Source organism: Paenibacillus sp. JT22N1, from assembly GCF_059692155.1.
In genome coordinates this window covers 232,860-252,922 of the sequence record NZ_JCAUAW010000001.1, presented here as the reverse complement: position 1 = coordinate 252,922, position 20,063 = coordinate 232,860, and the positions used below count along the sequence as shown (strand labels likewise).

Genomic DNA, 20,063 nt, shown 5'->3' with positions numbered 1-20,063 from the left:
ATTCCACCATTACAACCACTTCCACTAACTTCTACCTCTTCCACCTTCTATCACTCTCACAAGTTCCGCTTCCAGCAATTCCATTAACTCAACACTTTCAAATAATTAAAAAAGAGCCGCAAGAGAAATCATTCTCTCACAGCTCATTGGTTACTCAATGATAAGTGCATAAACGATGCCAGGTCCATGGACACCAATGGTCAAATCATTCTCGATGTCGGCTGAGCGGCTCGGACCCGAGATGAAATGAATGCCTGCCGGTCTATCTTCGGCCGCAAGTTCATCGAATGGCCGCAGTACTTCGCCCAGCTTTGTTTTTATCCGATCCACTGGGATTATGGCAATGAACGTGGTTGGCAGCAAGCTGACACTTCTGCCTCTGGTCGCATCTGAAGTGACCACTAGTGATCCTGTGTACGCGACAGCGTGTTGGGCGGCCACGATGCCGATGTCCGCTCCAGCCGCTTTCGCGACAAGCTCGTCTTTGGCAGCTGGATCAGCACCTTCTGCGTTCCACACCGTGATGTCCGTTTCCGTGTCAGCAAGCGCAGCACGAAGGGACTCTAGATCCGGTTGATCCTGAATGATCAAGTGTTTTGCCTGTGTCTCTGCGATGAAATTTGCAATGAAATCCTCTGCTTCAGCCATACTCGCAAGACGCTTCGTATGGCCCCCGGCCTTCTGCCAGTTCGTCATGAACAACTGAATGCGCTGTTCGAGCGGGAGATCCACCTGCTCCCAGAATTCAGGAGCGCCCTTCATAGGGTGCGCGGGAGCTGTTTGTAAAGGCTTAGCTCTACCTAGTCGATTAGAAATATTAGCAAAGAAGGTCTCCTGATCCTTCAGAGCCTCTTGGTGAAGCTTCTGGAGAAATGCTGCATCTGATTTAGCCATGATGATGTCCTCCTCCGCCGTCTTTGCGATCTGCCACTAGCTTCTCCATGCGGGCTTTCATCACGGAATCAAGTTCAGGGAAGGTGCCTTCTAATCCCTGCTCGATGTCCTTCCATGATTCACGGAACGTCTTCTTCGCCATGCTTGGCGCATAACGATACGAATTCCAACCTTTTAACGGACCTATCTTCGCTTTGATGTGACCATCGCGAACTAATAATTTCTGCCCAATGCGACCGAGTTTAATTAACGCTTTAACCCGCTTCGCGTCTGACATCAAGAAATTAAAGCCTTTCATACCGACCTTTTCAACAAAATCCGTCGCCCCGCGCTCCACTTTGCGTTGACGGAGATAAATCAACATATCATGCAGGGGAATCTTCACCGGGCATGCCTCATAACAGGCACCGCACAGGCTTGATGCACTCGCGATGTCGTCCCATTGGTCGACGTTTTTGTTAAGTGCCGGGGTAAGCACAGCGCCGATCGGACCACTATACACACCGCCGTAGGCGTGGCCTCCGATGTGGCGGTAAACCGGGCAAGCGTTTAAGCATGCACCACAGCGAATACAGTTCAGCAATTCCTGGAACTGCGGATCTCCAAGTTGCAAGGAACGTCCATTGTCCAAAATAATGACGTGCATTTCTTCCGGTCCATCGCCATCCTGCTCCCGCTGCGGTCCAGAAATCACAGACATATACACCGTGAGCTTTTGTCCTGTAGCCGAACGCGGCAGCAAGGTCGCCATCACTTCGAGATCGTCCAAAGTTGGAATGATTCGTTCCATGCCCATGAAGGTGATTTGTGTCTTAGGGATGGTACTAACCATTCGCGCATTACCTTCATTTTCGAAAAGAACGATAGACCCCGTATCCGCAATAGCAAAATTACAGCCCGTCATCCCAATGTCGGCTTCAAGGAACTTCTCGCGCAGCTTCCTTCTTACATAGCCAGCCAATATACCCGTGTCCGGCTCAAGCTTCTCGCCGGCATCCTCAGAAAGCAGATCGGCGATCTGATAGCGATTCTTGTGAATCGCTGGAATAATAATATGCGAAGGCGTCTCGCCTGCCAGCTGAATAATATATTCGCCAAGGTCCGTTTCAATCGCCTCGACACCAATTTGCTCAAGCGCATGGTTGATATGCAATTCCTCAGAAACCATCGACTTGGACTTTACTACACTTTTAGCCTTCTTGTGCTCGGCGATTTGCATCGTCAAACGAACAGCGTCTGCTGCATCGGCTGCGAAGTGAACGTGTACGCCCTGCGCTCTCGCATTTTCAACGAATTTGCCAAGATAGTAGTCCAAGTGTGCAATCGTATGGAGCCTAATTTGCCTGCCTCGCTCACGCCACTCTTCCCAGTTTCCAAGCTCTTCGGAGGCGCCCAGTTTACCGTTTTTAAGCCGCTCGGTCGTGAACTTAACGGCATTGCGAAGAAAGTCATTGTTCAGCGCGACTTTGGATCTTTCCTTGACGGTACCACTAGGTTTATGATCGCTCATGCGCCAGCTTCACTCCCTCGGCCAATAATTCCGCTAGATGCATGACCTTCACGGGTTTTCCACGGTAGGATAAATTGCCTGCAATATTCATTAAACATCCCATATCTAGTCCAACTAGCACTTCTGCTTCCGTTTCTAACACGTGATCAGATTTCTCAGATACCATGGCTCCAGATATATCGCACATTTTCACTGCAAAAGTTCCGCCAAACCCACAACAGTCCTCTGCATGTGGAAGGGGGATCAGCTCCAAGTCACGAATATTTTGCATCAGCTGCATCGGTTCCTCTTTGACACCCAACAATCGGCTGCCGTGGCAGGACGGATGATAGGTCACTTTGTGCGGGAACACGGCCCCCAAGTCAGTAACTCCCAATACTTGCACGAGGAACTGCGTGAATTCATATGTTTTTTCTACTAATCGGTTAGCTCTTGCTAGATTGATAGGGTCATTTTCAAAAAGCTTCGGATAATAATGATGAATCATACTTGTGCATGAACCCGAAGGTGATATCACAAAATCACTGTCTTCAAACGCTTGAAGCAGTGTCAATGCGGAACCTCGCGCCTCATCCCAATAGCCACTATTGAAGGCAGGTTGACCGCAGCATGTCTGAGTCGCAGGGAAGTCTAGCTTGACGCCATATTTTGCAAGTAAATGAACCATAGACTCACCAACCTTGGGGTAAACAAGGTCGCTCAAGCACGTAATAAACAAGGATACTTTCATAATTGCAGCTAACTCCCTTCCTTAATAGTTCCCTCCTCAGAGGCATTTGGTTATACAAAAAACCATCCTCAGTACGAGAGAAAACATACTGGTGATGGGAGGACATCATTTTTTAACCTTTATCTAATTGGAGGACGTTCACACCTTTATCGCGAATCTGGTCCACATCATCCTTGTTTGTTTGCCCATCTGTAATCAAGTGCTTGATTTCGGGCCAGCCGGCAACTTGCGTCAAAGATTGCATGCCGAATTTACTATGGTCAACAAGCAGGTACGTTTCATCAGCGATACTGATCATTTTGCGTTTAATAAGCGCTTGCAGCTCGTTGGATTCGCTAATTCCACGTTGGATATGAACCCCTTTGCATGACAAGAACAGCTTATGAACGTGATACATGTCTAAGGATCTTTCCGCAAGTGGTCCTACATAGGACAACGATTTTGGAGAAAGGAGCCCACCTGTGGATATGACCTGAATTTTCTCCTTATTGCTCACCTCAAGCGCAACCTTCATCGAGTTCGTGATGATCGTCAGCGGCATATCGGGAATAATTTTGGCCATATACCAAGCCGTTGTACTTGCATCTAAAATGATCCGATCATGCTCCCTAATATGCGAAACTGCTTCCTTCGCGATGCTGTTCTTGAAATCCGACTGCGCTGTTTCCCTTTCCATAAAAGGGACTTCCGACTGCGCTTCCTTCACACTAACAGCGCCGCCATGGCTGCGCATCAGCTTGCCTTCGCTTTCTAACCGATCCAAATCACGTCGTATCGTTTCTTCCGTTACTTGACACAGCTCGCTTAGCTCCGTTACGCGAATACTTCCTCTTTCATTCACCAACTGAACGATTCTTTGCCATCTTTCCGCTACCAGCATCGTATTCCCTCATTTCACCGTCAATCGGGACGCCACCTGACAAAATGTTGCATACGCTGCCTGCCAACCCGCTCCATCCTGAGGGAGGTACGTTTTGACCGGGAACGAATTCCGAATCAGCTTTCTGGCTTCGCGCAAATTCGCGATATACCCTAGTGATATCCATTGTACTACAAGGTTACCTAAGGCACTACCCTCAACAGGACCCGCCCAAACCTCGCGCTGTGTAGCATTTGACGTAAATTGACAAAGAAGCTCGTTCTGGATGCCTCCACCAACGATGTGAAGACCTTGATACTTCTTCCCTGATAGCTGTTCTGTTCTTTCTAAAACAAACCGATACTTCAAAGCCAGGCTTTCCAACATACAACGAACAATTTCACCTTCCGTTTGCGGTACAACCTGTTCCGTTTCCCGGCAGTATTGTTGAATTTGCTTCGGCATATGCTCAGGATTCAAGAACATGTCATCATCCGGATCGATGAAACATTGGAAAGGCTTCACCTGCTCGGCAAGCTTGACTAACTCAGCAAAGCTGGTGTTCTTGCCTTCCTTATCCCATGTACGCTTACATTCCTGAATTAACCATAAGCCCATGATGTTCTTAAGCAATCGGTTCGTACCATAAACGCCGCCTTCATTGGTGAAATTCCAAGCTAATGCCTGTTCACTTAGCACCGGCGCCAACGTCTCAGTTCCGAGCAGTGACCAAGTACCGCAGCTTAAGAAAGCGAAATCTTCTTCTAAAGCGGGAACCGCGACAACAGCAGATGCTGTATCATGCTCGCCTACGGCAATGACAGGAATCGAAGGAACATCAAGTTCATCACAAATTTCTTTGGTTAAGGCGCCAACTCTAGTCCCTGACGAAACCGGTTTCAGTAATAGCTCACCAGGAAGACCAAGCTGATCTATGAGCGCCGTGTCCCACGTCTGCGTTGTTGCATTAAGAAGCTGTGTCGTTGTGGAATTAGTGTACTCGCTGTGTTTTTCTCCAGTCAAGAAGTATCTTAGCAAGTCAGGAATCATCAAGAACGTATCTGCACGCTGCAGAAGCTCTGGATTTCTTTCTTTTAAAGCATATAGTTGAAAAATCGAATTAAATTGAAGGAACTGAAGCCCTGTTTTGGCATACAGCTTTTCACGACCAACAAGATCAATGACCTTATCCATGACATGGTCCGTCTGATGGTCCCGATAGTGGTAGGGATTACCGAGAAGCTCACCATTTGCTGCAAGCAGCCCGAAATCTACCGCCCATGAATCTATGGCCAGGCTTTCGATATCCGTATAACCCAGATGCTTCATCTGTAAAATACCTTGTTTCAATTCATGAAACAATCTCAAAATGTCCCAATGAAGGTGGTTGCCCACCTTCACTGGATCATTCGAGAAGCGGTGAATTTCCTCGATCGTCACTTGGCCCGCTTCGGAATCAAGTCGTCCGACGATCGCTCTGCCGCTGCTTGCTCCCAAATCAAAGGCCAGTACGCAGGAGGGCTTACTCACCAGCTGGCACCGCCTTTGCCACGAGCATTAATGCTTTCGTCGTAGCCGCTTTCTAGGTAAGCTTTCATCGGATCTACAGGTACACCAATCTCTTCACGAACGGCTTGCAGAAGCGGAGTAACATCGAATTCGAATGCCTTACGCACTGCGTCTTCTGCGCCTAGAACATCTTGGCGCTCTTGAGCGTCTCTAACTTCATCAAGATTGATCAGCAAAGCTTTCGCATACTGCGTTTGAACATTAAGCACGGAACGCAGCATCGCTGGAATTTTACGCTCGATATTGTGGCTTTGATCGATCATGTAAGCAATATTGTCAGCAGCCTGACGGATTTGTGGATTTTTATCGTTCGCTGCATCAATGATTTGGTAGAAAATCAGGAACAATTCATACGGATTGACCGAACCAACGATCAGATCATCATCCCCATATTTGCGGGAATTGAAGTGGAAGCCACCCAGTTTATTTTCATCCAACAAGTAAGTCACGATATGCTCAATGTTCGTTCCTTGCGGGTGATGCCCCGTATCCACTAGCACTTCAGCTTGAGGCCCCAATTTGTTCGCCAAATTGAATGCCATCCCCCAGTCCGCTAGATCCGTGTGATAAAACGCAGGCTCATAGAACTTGTATTCAATCAGCATACGCATGTTTGGCGTCATTGCTCCGTACATTTCTTTAAGCGCTTCATACATCCATGTTTTACGAGCTCGAATATCGACTTGCCCAGGGTAGTTGGAACCGTCTGCGAACCATAGGCTAAACACATCAGAACCTACCGTCTTAGCAATGTCCACACACTCAAGCAAATGATCCGTCGCTTTGCGGCGAATAGCTTCGTTAGAATTCGTCACACTACCAAAGATGTAATCATCCTCTTGAAAAAGGTTAGGGTTTACAGCTCCGATAGAAACACCGAGATCAGCTGCATGCTGTTTAAGCTTTGCGTAATCATCCACTTTGTCCCAAGGAATATGGATCGCAACCGAAGGGCAAGCACCCGTCAATTTGTGAACCTGCGCAGCATCCTCGAATTTCTCGAAGGGATTACGCGGAACACCGTTTTGCTTATACACTTTGAAACGGGTACCTGAATCGCCGTAACCCCATGATGGGGTTTCGACTTTCAGTGCTTTGATCTTAGCTTTAACGGTAGCCAAATCAATACCTCTATTTGCTTGCTGCTCTTCGAACAGCGTATATGCTTTATCACTCATCGGATTATATCTCCTTTTGGTTGTGGAAGTAATTAGCGAGTGAAGGCAGCCGGAACGCCACCGTCAACTGTGATCATACAACCTGTCGTTTTGTCTGCTTTGGAAGAAGCGAAGTATACAATAGCTTCCGCAACGTCTTTCGGGAAAATGTTAACGAGCAGCGTCGTTCTTTTGCGGTAGTGCTCTTCCAACTGATCCGGTTCAATACCGTAAGCTGCAGCCCGTTCATTGCGCCAGCCGGAATTCCAAATCGCAGAGCCCTGAAGAATTGCATCTGGCAATACCGAGTTCACGCGAATGCCGAATTCCCCGCCCTCAGCAGCGATACAGCGTGCTAAGTGAATTTCAGCCGCTTTGGCTGTCGAGTAGGCGGAGGCATTTTTGCCTGCAAATACCGAGTTTTTGGAGCCGACGAATACCATACTGCCGCCGATGCTTTGCTTTTTCATAATTCTAAAAGCTTCTCTAGCTACAAGGAAATAACCCGTGCTGAGCACGTTCATGTTCAGGTTCCACTCTTTAAGTGATGTTTCGTCAAAAGGACTAGAAGTCGCAAGACCTGCGTTATTCACGATAATATCGATACCGCCATAGCTGAGAATCGATTCGCGGTAAGCGGCTTCTACTTCCTCTTCTTTCGTTACATCCATTTTAACGGCAATGGCTCTGTTTTCGCCATACTGCTCGTTCAGTTCAGCAGCTAATTTTTGTGCGCCTTCAAGATTCAGGTCAGCTAGAACAACGTGCGCGCCTTCTTTTAAAAATTGACGAGCCGTTACGCTTCCGATTCCACCTGCGCCGCCTGTGATGAAAGCAATTTTACGGGAAAATTCCGCTTCAGCCGGAGCCAAAGTTAATTTATAAAGTTCAAGAGGCCAGTACTCGACATTGAAGGATTCATTTTCGCTTAAAGAAACGAACGTTCCGAGAGCTGTTGCGCCTCTCATTACGGCAATCGCACGGTGATAGAGAGCTCCGCTTACTTGTGCATTAGACCAGCTTTTGCCTGTGTTGATCATCCCGATACCTGGGATCAGAATAACGCGAGGTGCTGCTTCGTTCATTACATCGCCTTCATTTTTGTTGCGGTCAAAATAAGCCTTGTACTCTTCTTTGTAAGCCGCGATTCCAGCGTTTAAAGCTTCAATCAAGGAAGCAACATCACGGGAGTTGGGATTCCAATCGATATAAAGAGGCTTCATTTTCGTGTGAACCAAGTGATCCGGGCAAGCCGCTCCTACTTGGGATAGCACAGCAGCATCTTTACTGTTAACGAACTTCAGAACATCATCCGCGCTGTCAGTGGTCAGGATCATTTTCTTCTCATTGCTCACTGCTCCGCGAACGATTGGCAGGACTTGTGCCAAAATATCTTTTTGCTCGGATTCAGAAAGGGACTCATATTTCGCTCCGCCATAAAGGCTGCTCTCGTTCACACGAGCTTCAATGAAGCTTTCTGCTTCTTGAATGATAGCCAAAGTTTTGAGGTAGCTCTCTTCAGACGTTTCGCCCCAAGTAACCAGACCATGTTTCTCCATCAGCACGAGCTCAGCTTTTGGATTGTTTCTAACGCCTTCCGCGATCATTTTGGAAAGTGTAAAACCAGGACGCACATAAGGTACCCATACGAAACGGTCGCCGTAAATTTCTTTCGCCAACTCACGTCCGTTGTGTGCACAGCAGAGACCGATAATCGCATCTGGATGCGTGTGGTCAACGTTTTTGAAAGGCAAAAATGCATGTAAAAGCGTCTCAATAGAAGCACGCGGATGTTTGCTGTCGATCATACAATTCACAAGGTAAGCAACCATTTCTTCGTCGGACATTTCATCTCTCTCGAACAAAGGACGAATGTCTTCCATGCGAAGACCTGTGAAATTCTTTGCTTTCATTGTAGCAAGGTCAGAACCGCTGCCCTTTACCCACATCACTTCTACATCACGACCGCGGAAATCCTTCTCGATTGTTTTGTACGAAGTGTTACCGCCACCCCAGTTAGCAACTGCACGATCTGCCCCTAATAAATTGGAACGGTACACCAGTTCCTCTACGCCTTTTGATACTGCATTCGCTTTTTCCGCTTCCCACAAATTCGCAACCATACGTATCCTCCTAATATAGGGATCTTTGAACGTAGTTCAAAGTCTCTCCGCTTACGCTTACTTCTCATGAGTATGTGTTTGTTCTTGATGGATTCATCGTAACATATCTTTGTTTATTTTTGAATAGTTATTTTTATTTTTGTTTTAAAGAGAAAACAAAACATAACGGACTTTAAAACTTAAATCAAAAACAAAAAAAAGGAGCTATCCCAAAAGGGTTATAAACCTTGAGGGGTATCTACCTTAAAATTGGTTACACGAATCCATGAGGACTTCCGCCAATAAGGGGGAGGTCCTTTTGGGGCAGAGTTGTTCTTAACGGAACGACAAGCCGCTAAAGTGGATGAAATGAGCTAAAAATTGAATTAGCGGAATGTGAGGGCGTTATTTGATGAAATTTGAGCTATCCGAAGCTAAAAACAACGGAATAGCATCGCTACGTTCCTCGTATGCTGGAATTAGCGCATATTTCACGTATTTAGCGTCTCTACGTTCCCCTTAGCGGAAGCCTACCATTGGTAGATGGATGCATTTATCCACGAAGAAGACTAAAAAGAAAAGAGGGCTTTCCCCAAGTAGATTTATCTACTTTCGAGACAGCCCATTTGAATCCTTTTATTTGTGAAAACAGGCAATATTCTTCCTGCTGGCTCGATATTCGGAAGGCGTCATCCCCGTATATCTGTGAAATATTTTCATGAAATAACGACCATCCAAGTAACCGACAGACTCGCTGATTTGTGCGACCCTGCGCTCTTTCTCTTCGAGCAAGGACTTTGCCGTCTCCATTCTCAACTTCGTCAAATACTCGACAAACGTGACTCCGAAATGCTGTTTGAATAGCAAACTAAAGTAGCTGTTACTGATGCCTAGCGTGCTTGCAAGCTCATCGATGCCAAGATCATTGGCCATTCGTTCATGGATATAAGCCTTGGCTGATTCCATAAGTGCGATGCTTGATTTTTTACTTACAAATACTTCAAGATATTTACTGACCATTTCATTCAATACAACAAGTAAGTCTTTCGCGCTGATACTGTAACTGAGCTTATCCCAAATGCTCTCCTCTTCGAGCTGTTTAAACATGTTGAATTCACGCATTTCGCGAAGAAGGTTAAGTACTAGATAATGCAAAATTTGCTGTACACGCAGCATAAGTGAATCGGGAATTATTTTCAATTGATCATTGAGCGCTTCCATAACTTCTTCCGTTTTAACACGGTTGCATTGTTTAAGCGCAGAGACCATATCCTCCGTTATTTGCCACAGTAAATCAATCTGCAATTGCGATGTACAATTCGGATTCGTTGATGTCACAATGGTGTTGCAGCCAGGAGACAAGTGAATTTCCCACTGCACTCGCTTATACGCTGCCGCTAACCCAGTGACGGGCAAACAATGCGAATAAATGCCTACACTCACTTCCAGTTTAACATTGTTTTTAACACACTCGCGAATGTGATTTGCCCATTTTTTAACCTGATTGATCTCCACATCCGACCTCTCGCCCCGGGCTTGTTTGATCAATAAACACCATTCTCCCAGGCGCATTTGCAGGACTGTGTATGTTCGCTTTTCCAAGATCAGCGCTTCCCGAAGTACGTTATAGATCGCAAAATTCCACAATCTCTGTTCCTTCTCATCCCAACCGAGTGACAGCTTGGCATAGTGCTCAAGATCAACAAGAAACAGCATATATTCAGTCTCATCCAGATGCGGTCCCTCAGCAGTTAGAAGGGGATGGGTTGCAATGGACGTGTAATCCATCAGAAAGTCATACAGCATTTTTTCGTAAACCAAGCTGACGACGTTCCCCCATGCCTTTTCCTCTTTCTTGGCTTTCAGTCGTTTAACAAGGATCGAATCCGCAACACGTCTTACAACTCGCTCTAACTCCTCATAATTAATAGGTTTCATCAAATATTCCTTGACCCCGTACCGCATAAGCGATCTAGCATATTCAAAGCTCTGATATCCTGTTAACATAATACATTCACAAGAATCGTCTCGCTCTCGCAGCTTTTGAACGAAGGTGATACCGTCCATGACTGGCATACTGATGTCCGACAGCACGATGTCAGGGTTATAAAGATCCACCAATTCCAATGCTTTGGCGCCATTCTCAGCTAACCCAACGATTTCAATACCGATATCTTCCCATGGAATAACACGCCCCAAATTACGTAAAATGTTAATTTCATCGTCAACAAGCAGTGCTTTCAACATCAAAGACATCTCCCTTCTTCAAAAGTCAGGAAATCTGCATCCCTATTCGTATATACGGGGATTTCGATTCGTTAGCCCTTCACGCTGCCTGCTGTAACACCTTGAATAATTTGCCGCTGCAAAACACTGTAAATCGCAATAACCGGTACGACGCTGATCATCACGGATGCGGTAAGAGCTCCATAGTTCATTTGAAATTTATCCATGAAAGAAACAACCGCAACAGGCAAAGTTCGCAGGTTTTGACTAGATAAAAACAGGTTTGCCATAATAAATTCATTCCAGTGTCCCATAAAGTTCAGAATAAATACCGTCACAAGTGTTGGCATTGTAAGCGGCATGATGATACGTGATAGCAAGCCATATACAGTAAGTCCGTCCATGATGCCCGCTTCCTCCAGCTCCCTGGGGATGGACTTCAAGAATGCTGCAATGACAAACACGGATAGCGGAATGCCGAAAGCTGTATAAGGAACAATCAAGGCAAGAGGCGTGTTGTAGATCCCCATATTCTTGATCATGATATACAAAGGAATGAGCAGCGACGCAGGCGATATGAGCAGCGATAACAAAAGAATGCCGTAAACAATTTTGCTCACTTTAGAAAATTTCATTCTCGTTAAGGCATAAGCGATTGAAGTCGCCAGCAAGATAGCTACCGTTGTTGAAATCGTACTAACATACAAACTATTAACAAAATAAATACCAATATTTGAGCTTGTGAATGCGTCAATGTAATTATCCAATTCGAATTTCTTTGGAAAGCCCCAAGGATTAAGAAAGACCTCTGAATTGTTTTTGAATGAAGAATTGAGTATAAATAGGAGCGGATATAAGACGATAAGCAGGTAAACCAAAAGAATCAGATGCCGGAGTATGCCGCTTGTGTTTCTTCTCATATTAGTATTCGACCTCCTCTGACCTTTTGGTAATGAAATGGAAGATTAATGTCAATAGGACTGTGAATAAGAAAATGATGATAGATATCGCATTGGCGTAACCAAATAAGGACATGGAGTAGGCCTGTTTGTACATATATGTTGCCATAACCTCAGAACTGCCGAAAGGGCCGCCTTTTGTCATAATAAACACGATATCCAAGGCTTTCATCGCACCTGTAATGGATAGCATCATGACGACTAGAATGACCGGACGAATAAGTGGAACTGTAATATGACGCGCCTTTAACCAACCGACGGCACCATCAATTTCTCCTGCTTCTTGAACATCTTTGGATATTGCAAAAATGGCAGCCAATACGAGAACGATATAAAACCCAGTCCACTGCCACGCATTCGTGACCAGTATGGCCATCATCGAATATCCCTCTTCGCCAAGCCATAGATGCGTCCACTTCTCAAGCCCCATCGCGCGTAACAGCTGATTAACTAAACCCGCGTCAGGATGATAAATGAATTGCCAAATCACTCCGACAATAGCTGTCGAAAGCACACTCGGCAAAAACACGGTCGTTTTATAGAAGTCCAGAAACCTGCGCGCCCCACTTATCAAAATCGAGAAAAAGATAATGATTGGGATTTGTACAAACACGGAAAAGAGCACGAAATAAATATTGTTCTTGAGGGCGATCCAAAATTTTTCATCATGGAAAGCCTTAATGAAATTATCCAAACCATTGAAGATCGGATCGTTAATTCCGTTCCAGCTTGTCACCGAATACTTCAAAGAGCTGATCATGGGTAAGATGTAAAAGACCATGTAGAGCACCACGCCTGGAACGACGAATAGCGCGTAGGCAAGCGGATTGCGTAATACTTTATTCATGTTATCCCCCATCTTTCGATAATAATGACTTGATCTGTCACGGAGGCGCAGCTTCAATGACCATAAATCAGGACACCACCGCGTACGTGTGGTGCCCTGTGCTTTATTCAATCTTATTTAGCATCTTGTGCTGCTTGCATTTTCTCGGCAGCTTTCTGCGGCGTTACTTTACCGCCCATCAGCTCTTCCATTGTACCTTCCAGCGTTTTCTTAACCGCAGGTGAAACCAATGCGTCAAATGCTGGGAAAGCACCTTTCTTAGCAGAAAGCTGGCCTTTTACGACTTCTGCAACTAAACCTGAAGCATCACCAATATCAGCTAGCTTCATGGCTGGAATGTTGCCGGATTCTTTCAAAGCACGCTTCTGATTAGCTTCCGTATAGAAGTTTTTAATAAACGCTTTAACTGCTTTTAATTCGCTGTCATTCAACTTGGAAGAGAAACCGTAACCGTTTGACCAACCGCCGTTGATCATATCATCCCCTGCACCGCCCAGGTTCGGGAAGTTAAAGAAGCTTGCGTCTGCAGCGACTGTGGAGTTTTTACCCATGATTCCACCTGCCGCCCAGCTGCCATCAAACAGCATCGCAGCTTGACCTGTGTAGAATTTGGCTTGGCCGTCCGAATATTTCGTCGCGATCACGTTTTTGTCGATATAACCTTTTTGTTTCAATTCATCCAGCTTCTTGAACGACTCGACGACTGGAGCATCCGTCCACTTCGTTTTCCCTGCCGCGAAGCCTTCTTGGATTTGTGGTCCGCCAAGACGTACGAACAACGTGTTCGCAAGCATGTTAATTACCCAACCATCGCCAGCGCCTCCAGCCATGGCAATCGGAGTTATCCCTTTTGCTTTAATCGCTTCACAAACCTTCAAGAATTCATCCCACGTTTTTGGAACCTGAACGCCTGCATCCGCAAACATTTTTTTGTTGTAGAATACACCTTCCACATATCCCGCTCTAGGAAGACCATAGATTTTGCCATCAACGGTGAACTCGTTCAAGTTCATGAATTTGTCTTTCAATCCAAGCTCACTGAGAATCGGCGTCAAATCAAGAAGACGACCTGCTTTGGAATAGTTCTGGGTATCCGCTCCACCGAAAAGGTCAAAAATAGGCGGCGGGCTGCCAGCCTGCATCTCAGCTTTAAGCTTCGTATCGCGATTGACAACATCCTCAACGCCATCCAGCTCAAATTTCAATCCAGGTACTTCAGCTTCTGTTGCTTTGACTACATCCTGCAAGATAGCAAGATTCGATTTCGCCGTATCTTTGATTTCTATGTGGCGCAGAACCATCTTGAATTCTTTCGGCTTTGCGGTTTCAACCGGTTTAACCGAAGCAGCGGGAGCAGCTGAAGCAGGAGCGGTTGAAGATGATGCTGTCTTTGTGTCCCCGCCCGAACCGCACGCCACTGATGTCGCTGCCATTGCCATAACCATTGCCAAAGATAATGCACTTTTCGTCTTTTTCATTCTTGACCTCCTACAGATCGTTAACTATTTGCTTACACTTTGATTATAGAAATGGGGACTGGTAAATTATAGTCAGTCATTTCGAGACTGTAGGGATAAAATTCTCTATTCTGCCCCATATGGCATAAATGAGGGGAAACCAAAAAATCCCCTTGCAAGCAGAAGTGTCTAAGTTCATGAACTTAGACACTTCCCGCCGTAAGGGGATTTAACCATTCTAACTATATTTAATGTTTGTTTGATTTCTTCTAGGCTGTTGCTTCGACTTCCTCATGCACGGTTTTGATTTGAATCATAACCGTATTCGGATCCGTCAACACTTCAATGCCATCCTTGAAAATCAGGTCGGAAACGAGAAGCTTGTCGCCAGCATCAAGACTACTAATATCCACTTCCATCGAAGTCGGCAAATCACCAGGCATACAACGAACTTCTACTTCATAGATTTCGATTTGCAGTACCCCGCCAGATTTAATGCCAATTGCCTCTCCAGAAAACTGAATGGTCACTTTGCTGTCCATGATTTCAGTCATGTTTACATGATGAAAGTCGATATGCAGCAGATTGCCAGACATGGAATCCCTTTGAACGCTCTGAACAATGACCGGAATTACTTTTTCATCGGATGTATTGCCTTGCAGAATAGCTCGCGGATTTTTTTTCAAAATATCCAGCATTTCTTTTTCATTTACTTCTAATGATAAAGTATCTTTACCAATCCCATATAACACAGCCGGGATGCGTCCCTGTTTTCTTGCTTGATTCATGTGGGACTTTGTTTCACCAGTGCGCTTGTTCAATTGAATAAATTTACTCATTTGTTTGTTTCCCGCTCTCTTTGACCATAAATTCTTGTCAAAATGATTATAACATGACCATAAAATCTAGTCAAACTTTGATGAAAACCCACTCGTTACTATTCATACTCCATAAATGGATCAGGGATCTCAATCTGATAAGCCTCTGCATCACTAACGCCAACAGAAAGAACGGCTCGCCCATTGCCTGACCGTATAAGCCCACCGCTAAAAATAACATCTTCAAGATCAGGCCGTTTGCCAGGACCTCTTGGAAAATCACTTCTTGCCGCAATAATTTTCATGGGTGTTTTCTCACAGGTCTCAGGGTTTATCGAAAAGACCATGGAATAATAATGCTTTTTTCCTATGGTATCAAAGCAGGCTATATGTCCCAGAACGCCCACATGACCATTCCCCAGTAAATGCGCTTCGTTCGCACCGCCCCATTCTTCGGGGACAAATTGTTCTCTAAGAATTTCCGCATTTATGAAGGTTTGCTCATTGAGCTCCTCCAGCGAGTTGATGATTGTAAATCCGATTTGCCCTCTCCCACCTCTTGCTCCCTGTGGTCTAGTAAAGACACCTACTCTACCATCGGCAAGCTCAATTAGACGAATATCCTTCATCGTACCGGGTCCAGAAGAGAAGTGACATAATGAATCTATGTGAAAACCACGATAAAATTGGGTAACCCACGACACAATCTTACTCGGATTATCGACAGCCGTAATGACTTCAACTCCGCCAACTATTAGTTCACCTTTGATGATGACCATACATGGATCCTGCAAGTTATAAGTGTGTGTATGTATTCGGGGACTCCAAACCTGATTTTTGCATGTAAAAAAGAAGACTTGAGAGAACTCACTATCCCGTTCCTCAACTCTTCCTAAGATGTCTTCCTCCCCGTCGTACTGAAACGGGGCCGTTATATTGTATACATCGCGATTTCCAACTCCAGAGAACACTAGTTTCTGCACTTTTGTTAATCTGGGGTTTGCATAAAAAGCTTCCAGAAGCTGTTTACAGCTCTCTGTTGTTATCGATTTCCTTGTCATTGACGTCCTCCTGATAATCCATCGATGCATCTATCGTCCAATCACTTTCCTCATCCATTTCGATGCCAATGAGCTGCCCAGGCTGGACATTAAAATACAGACAAAGCTTCAGCAATAAATCTCTAGGATACTGTACCATCTCATCCTTATACATCCGCCGAACGGAGTCAAAGTGGTAGTTAATCTCTTTAGCGAGCTTACGTATAGATAATTTAGGGTCGTGATTTTCCATGACTTCTTTTAGTTTACTACGTATGACTGACACACATACACCTCCTCCATAAATATATAGGGTATACAAAGGAGAGTCAATGAATTGACAAGAAAAAATGGTCATGTTATAGTGAAAACAGGAAATAATTTGGAATTTTCTGAAAATAAAATACCCCTTCCCCCAAAAGAATTAAAGATCTATCTTTATATTCTTTTTTTTGTGTTCCAAAAATCGCGAACCAACATGGAGGCTCATTATATGAAGTATACAAGCAGCAATAGGAATATCGTTTTTCTAGGTACTAGCCTGCCGAGAGAATGCGGCATAGCTACATTTACACAAGATTTATTAGATGAACTCCAGCACATCAAAGGCTTTAACAAGCCTCGTATCATTGCAATCAATAACAACGAAACTTACGACTATCAAGAGCAAGTGATGAGGGAAATTGACCAACATAAGCTATCAGATTATATAGAAACGGCCGATTATCTTAGCTCATCAGACGTTGATCTTCTCGTTATCCAGCATGAATTCGGTATATACGGCGGAGAAAGCGGTGAATACTTGATTCCATTCGTCGAGAGACTGACTATTCCGTATGTCGTCATTTTTCATACCGTGTTAACCAAACCTTCTGCCAAGCAGCGTCACATCATGAATCGAGTTGCAGAGCTAAGTGTTAAAGTTGTCACGATGGCGCAGTCTACAGTAACCGATTTGATCTCCATATATGGCGTTGATGCTGCCAAAATCGCATTCATTCACCATGGTGTACCCCATGTCCAAACCGGATCAAGATCAGAGCTTAAAGAGCAATATGGCTTTGCAGATCGAAAAATATTATCCACCTTTGGGTTTCTAAGTCCTGGTAAAGGAATTGAATACAGCATTGAGGCTATGCGCGGAGTGGTCAAACAGCATCCCGATTCTCTCTATATCATTTGGGGGAAAACACATCCGGTCGTTAAACAAGAAACAGGCGAGGTATACAGACAAAAGCTGATGGGCCTTGTGGAAGAATTTGATTTAACGCGTAACGTTCGCTTCGTCGACAAGCTTCTAACGCAGGATGAAGTCATTCAATCGCTGGTCATGTCAGACATTTATATGACTCCTTATTTAGGCAAGGATCAGGCCGTTAGCGGAACTTTGGCATACGGAGTCGGTTATGGAAGGGTTATTGTCTCCACACCTTACCGGTATGCCGAGGAAATGCTGGCAGAGGGCAGGGGCTTACTGGCAAACTTCCGTGATTCAGCCTCCTTGGAAGCTTGCATTCTTCAATTACTGAATGACCCTACTAGAATAGCTGAAATGGAAAATCGTACGCTCGAACTCGGAAAAACCATGCTGTGGAACGAAATTGCCAAAACCTATGCCGACATCTTCCAAGAAAAAATACTAGATGCAGAGTCAACTAAAGTAAATACTTACGATGCCAGTTTTGCTAAAGTAAAACATTTAGGAGTGATTTAATGCAAGTACAAACGATACGGCAGTTTAAGTCCGATTACATGCGCAGGATAACCGATGATACAGGCATTTTTCAACATACCAAGTTTGGCGTACCCGACCGGTCGAAAGGTTATACGACGGATGATAATGCACGGGCATTAATCGCAGCCGTTTTATTGTACAACAGCAATAAAGATTCCAGCACGTTAGACCTCATTCATACTTATGTTTCCTTCATTCACCATGCACAGAATACAGATGGAAACTTTAGAAACTTTATGGATTATAACCGTACATTCATGGAGGAAAGCGGCTCTGAGGATTGTCAAGGACGCACGTTATGGGCACTAGGCTTTACGCTCGCCCATTCTTCCATTCTACCTGATAATGTACTTAATACCTGCCGTTATTTAATCAATCAGGCATTACCGCATATCGAGAAGCTAGGTTCTCCTCGTGCTGGTGCCTATGCGATAATCGGTCTGAGTTATTTAATAGAAACCCCTGATGCTTTAACTTACTCCTTCCCCTATCTCCACACGCCAAGCACCGCAGAAGATAAGGCTTTTCTACCAAGAGCATTCATCATCAATGTGATCGAAAAAATAGCGGTCCGACTGCACAATCAATATGTTCGCAATAAGGGAAACGGTTGGAATTGGTTTGAAGACAGCCTTACCTACGGAAACTCCATGCTACCATGGGCACTTTTAAAAGCATCACATATCTCGGATAACCTTAGTTTGAAGGAAACAGCTAAAGAAAGTCTGGATTTTCTAGTATCCAAAACCTTTGCTAAAGAAGGATATTATAAGCCGATTGGCAGCCATGGCTGGCAGTTGCGAGACCAGAAGGCCGCTCTCTACGACGAACAGCCGATTGAAGCCTGTGAAATGCTTCTTGCTTGTAAAGAAGCCGCGATCGTGCTCCAAGACCCAGCTTATCTGAAGATAGCAGCCTTATGCTACGAATGGTATTTAGGCCATAATTCATTAAAAATCTCTCTCATTGATCCTCAAACAGGGGCTTGTTACGATGGCATCCATGCCACAGGGCTTAACCTTAATCAAGGCTCTGAGAGTATCATTTCCTTCTCCATTGCCCATTTGGTGATGCATCATGAATAAATTTGCTACCATCCTTGCAGGCGGAGGCGGAACCCGCTTCTGGCCGCTGTCTAGACAAGAGATTCCGAAGCAGCTTCTAAATATTAGCGGAAATGATATTATGCTAAACGATACGATCGAACGATTCAAAGGAATAATCCCGCAAGAAAATACCGTTATTGTTACGAATCGTTCTCAAGCAGTTCTGCTGGAGAGCATTATGCATAGCAGTGTTTCGAAAAGCAACATTTTGATCGAGCCCGTCGCCAGAAACACGGCTGCAAGCATACTTTTCGCGGCGTTATCTATAGAAAAATCACATGGTGATTCCTTAATGGTCGTATTGCCTTCCGATCATTATATAACCGATGAAGAACAATTTCGGCTTACGCTAGACGAAGCCTGTACGGTCGCGATGAAGACGGACAAAATCGTTACCATCGGAATTAAACCGACATTTCCATCGACCGGGTACGGTTATATCGCCTTCGATAAAGAACCCATTTCTTCCAATCCTGTTGCCGTATACGAAGTAGCTGAATTTGTAGAAAAACCTAACTTTCAGAAAGCACAAGGTTATCTGTCATCAGGTAATTATTTATGGAATAGCGGCATATTCATTTGGAAAACTTCCGTCATTATTGATAATTTCAAGCGTTACCTGCCTCGGCTGTATAAGACAATGCTTCCAATCAGCGATTATCTGGGTACGGATCAGGCAGAGGAAATCATTAATAACATCTATCCTACGCTTCAAAACATTTCGATTGATTACGGGATCCTTGAGCGCTCCGATGAAGTCGTTGTTCTGTCTGGTCAATTTGGCTGGAATGATATCGGCAGTTGGGATGCGCTCGGCGCGATCTTCCCTCCGGATCCATCGGGAAACATTATTAAAGCAAATCATATGGGCATAGATACACGAAATTCGATCATATATGGAAATGGCAGACTAATCACGACAATTGGCGTAGACGGCTTCATCATTGCGGATACTGGAGATGCACTGTTGATATGTCCCAAAGACAAAGCACAATCTGTTAAGGATATCGTCGACCTGCTGAAGGAAAAAGGAATGACTGAGTATATTTAAATT

17 protein-coding genes are annotated in these 20,063 nt (G+C 44.8%); 3 read left to right on the top strand and 14 right to left on the bottom strand.

All coding sequences use genetic code 11. The features are described 5' to 3' along the window. Positions 1-150 precede the first annotated feature (150 nt). The 14 genes from AC58UU_RS01100 to AC58UU_RS01035 all read right to left on the bottom strand — a co-directional run bounded on the left by AC58UU_RS01100 (position 151) and on the right by AC58UU_RS01035 (position 16,454). Entirely contained in the window at positions 151-894 is a 744-nt protein-coding gene (locus tag AC58UU_RS01100) for a LutC/YkgG family protein (RefSeq protein WP_497312210.1), read from the bottom strand. Beyond that, a complete protein-coding gene (locus tag AC58UU_RS01095) occupies positions 887-2,404 on the bottom strand; it encodes a LutB/LldF family L-lactate oxidation iron-sulfur protein (RefSeq protein ID WP_497312208.1) in 1,518 nt (505 codons plus the stop codon). The genes AC58UU_RS01100 and AC58UU_RS01095 overlap by 8 nt, the downstream gene beginning before the upstream one ends. Then, positions 2,391-3,134 (bottom strand): (Fe-S)-binding protein, encoded by a 744-nt coding sequence (locus AC58UU_RS01090; RefSeq protein ID WP_497312206.1) that lies wholly within the window; start codon positions 3,132-3,134, stop codon positions 2,391-2,393. Before AC58UU_RS01090 ends, AC58UU_RS01095 begins: the two co-directional genes overlap by 14 nt. A 112-nt stretch (positions 3,135-3,246) precedes the next feature. Further along, positions 3,247-4,014, bottom strand: coding sequence for a DeoR/GlpR family DNA-binding transcription regulator (locus AC58UU_RS01085; protein ID WP_497312204.1), 768 nt, complete (start codon positions 4,012-4,014; stop codon positions 3,247-3,249). 9 nt (positions 4,015-4,023) lie between these two features. After that, positions 4,024-5,526, bottom strand: a complete 1,503-nt coding sequence (gene rhaB / locus AC58UU_RS01080; protein WP_497313118.1) for a rhamnulokinase — start codon at positions 5,524-5,526, stop codon at positions 4,024-4,026. After that, positions 5,520-6,740, bottom strand: a complete 1,221-nt coding sequence (gene rhaI, locus AC58UU_RS01075) for an L-rhamnose isomerase (protein ID WP_497312202.1) — start codon at positions 6,738-6,740, stop codon at positions 5,520-5,522. Before rhaI ends, rhaB begins: the two co-directional genes overlap by 7 nt. Positions 6,741-6,772: 32 nt before the next feature. Continuing rightward, positions 6,773-8,842 (bottom strand): bifunctional aldolase/short-chain dehydrogenase, encoded by a 2,070-nt coding sequence (locus tag AC58UU_RS01070; RefSeq protein WP_497312201.1) that lies wholly within the window; start codon positions 8,840-8,842, stop codon positions 6,773-6,775. A 615-nt stretch (positions 8,843-9,457) separates the two neighbouring features. After that, positions 9,458-11,068 (bottom strand): response regulator transcription factor, encoded by a 1,611-nt coding sequence (locus AC58UU_RS01065; protein ID WP_497312199.1) that lies wholly within the window; start codon positions 11,066-11,068, stop codon positions 9,458-9,460. Between the two features lie 71 nt (positions 11,069-11,139). Continuing rightward, positions 11,140-11,967 (bottom strand): carbohydrate ABC transporter permease, encoded by an 828-nt coding sequence (locus tag AC58UU_RS01060; RefSeq protein ID WP_497312197.1) that lies wholly within the window; start codon positions 11,965-11,967, stop codon positions 11,140-11,142. 1 nt (position 11,968) lies between these two features. Further along, positions 11,969-12,853 (bottom strand): carbohydrate ABC transporter permease, encoded by an 885-nt coding sequence (locus tag AC58UU_RS01055; protein ID WP_497312195.1) that lies wholly within the window; start codon positions 12,851-12,853, stop codon positions 11,969-11,971. Between the two features lie 113 nt (positions 12,854-12,966). Continuing rightward, on the bottom strand, positions 12,967-14,331 hold the full coding sequence (locus AC58UU_RS01050) for an extracellular solute-binding protein (protein ID WP_497312193.1): 1,365 nt from the start codon (positions 14,329-14,331) through the stop codon (positions 12,967-12,969). Positions 14,332-14,579: 248 nt separating this feature from the next. Next, positions 14,580-15,149 carry a 50S ribosomal protein L25 gene (locus AC58UU_RS01045; protein WP_497312192.1) on the bottom strand — a complete coding sequence of 190 codons (570 nt, stop codon included), beginning with the start codon at positions 15,147-15,149 and terminating at the stop codon, positions 14,580-14,582. Positions 15,150-15,247: 98 nt separating this feature from the next. Continuing rightward, positions 15,248-16,189 carry a DUF1861 family protein gene (locus AC58UU_RS01040; protein WP_497312190.1) on the bottom strand — a complete coding sequence of 314 codons (942 nt, stop codon included), beginning with the start codon at positions 16,187-16,189 and terminating at the stop codon, positions 15,248-15,250. After that, on the bottom strand, positions 16,155-16,454 hold the full coding sequence (locus AC58UU_RS01035) for a helix-turn-helix domain-containing protein (RefSeq protein WP_312883361.1): 300 nt from the start codon (positions 16,452-16,454) through the stop codon (positions 16,155-16,157). Before AC58UU_RS01035 ends, AC58UU_RS01040 begins: the two co-directional genes overlap by 35 nt. Before the next feature lie 207 nt (positions 16,455-16,661). Between AC58UU_RS01035 and AC58UU_RS01030 the strand changes: the two genes are divergently transcribed. From AC58UU_RS01030 to AC58UU_RS01020, 3 genes are read left to right on the top strand one after another with little or no spacing between them, the layout of a single operon-like run. Continuing rightward, on the top strand, positions 16,662-17,882 hold the full coding sequence (locus AC58UU_RS01030) for a glycosyltransferase family 4 protein (protein WP_497312187.1): 1,221 nt from the start codon (positions 16,662-16,664) through the stop codon (positions 17,880-17,882). After that, positions 17,882-18,988 (top strand): glycosyltransferase, encoded by a 1,107-nt coding sequence (locus tag AC58UU_RS01025; RefSeq protein ID WP_497312185.1) that lies wholly within the window; start codon positions 17,882-17,884, stop codon positions 18,986-18,988. The genes AC58UU_RS01030 and AC58UU_RS01025 overlap by 1 nt, the downstream gene beginning before the upstream one ends. Next, positions 18,981-20,060 carry a mannose-1-phosphate guanylyltransferase gene (locus tag AC58UU_RS01020; protein WP_029196696.1) on the top strand — a complete coding sequence of 360 codons (1,080 nt, stop codon included), beginning with the start codon at positions 18,981-18,983 and terminating at the stop codon, positions 20,058-20,060. Before AC58UU_RS01025 ends, AC58UU_RS01020 begins: the two co-directional genes overlap by 8 nt. Positions 20,061-20,063 lie beyond the last annotated feature (3 nt).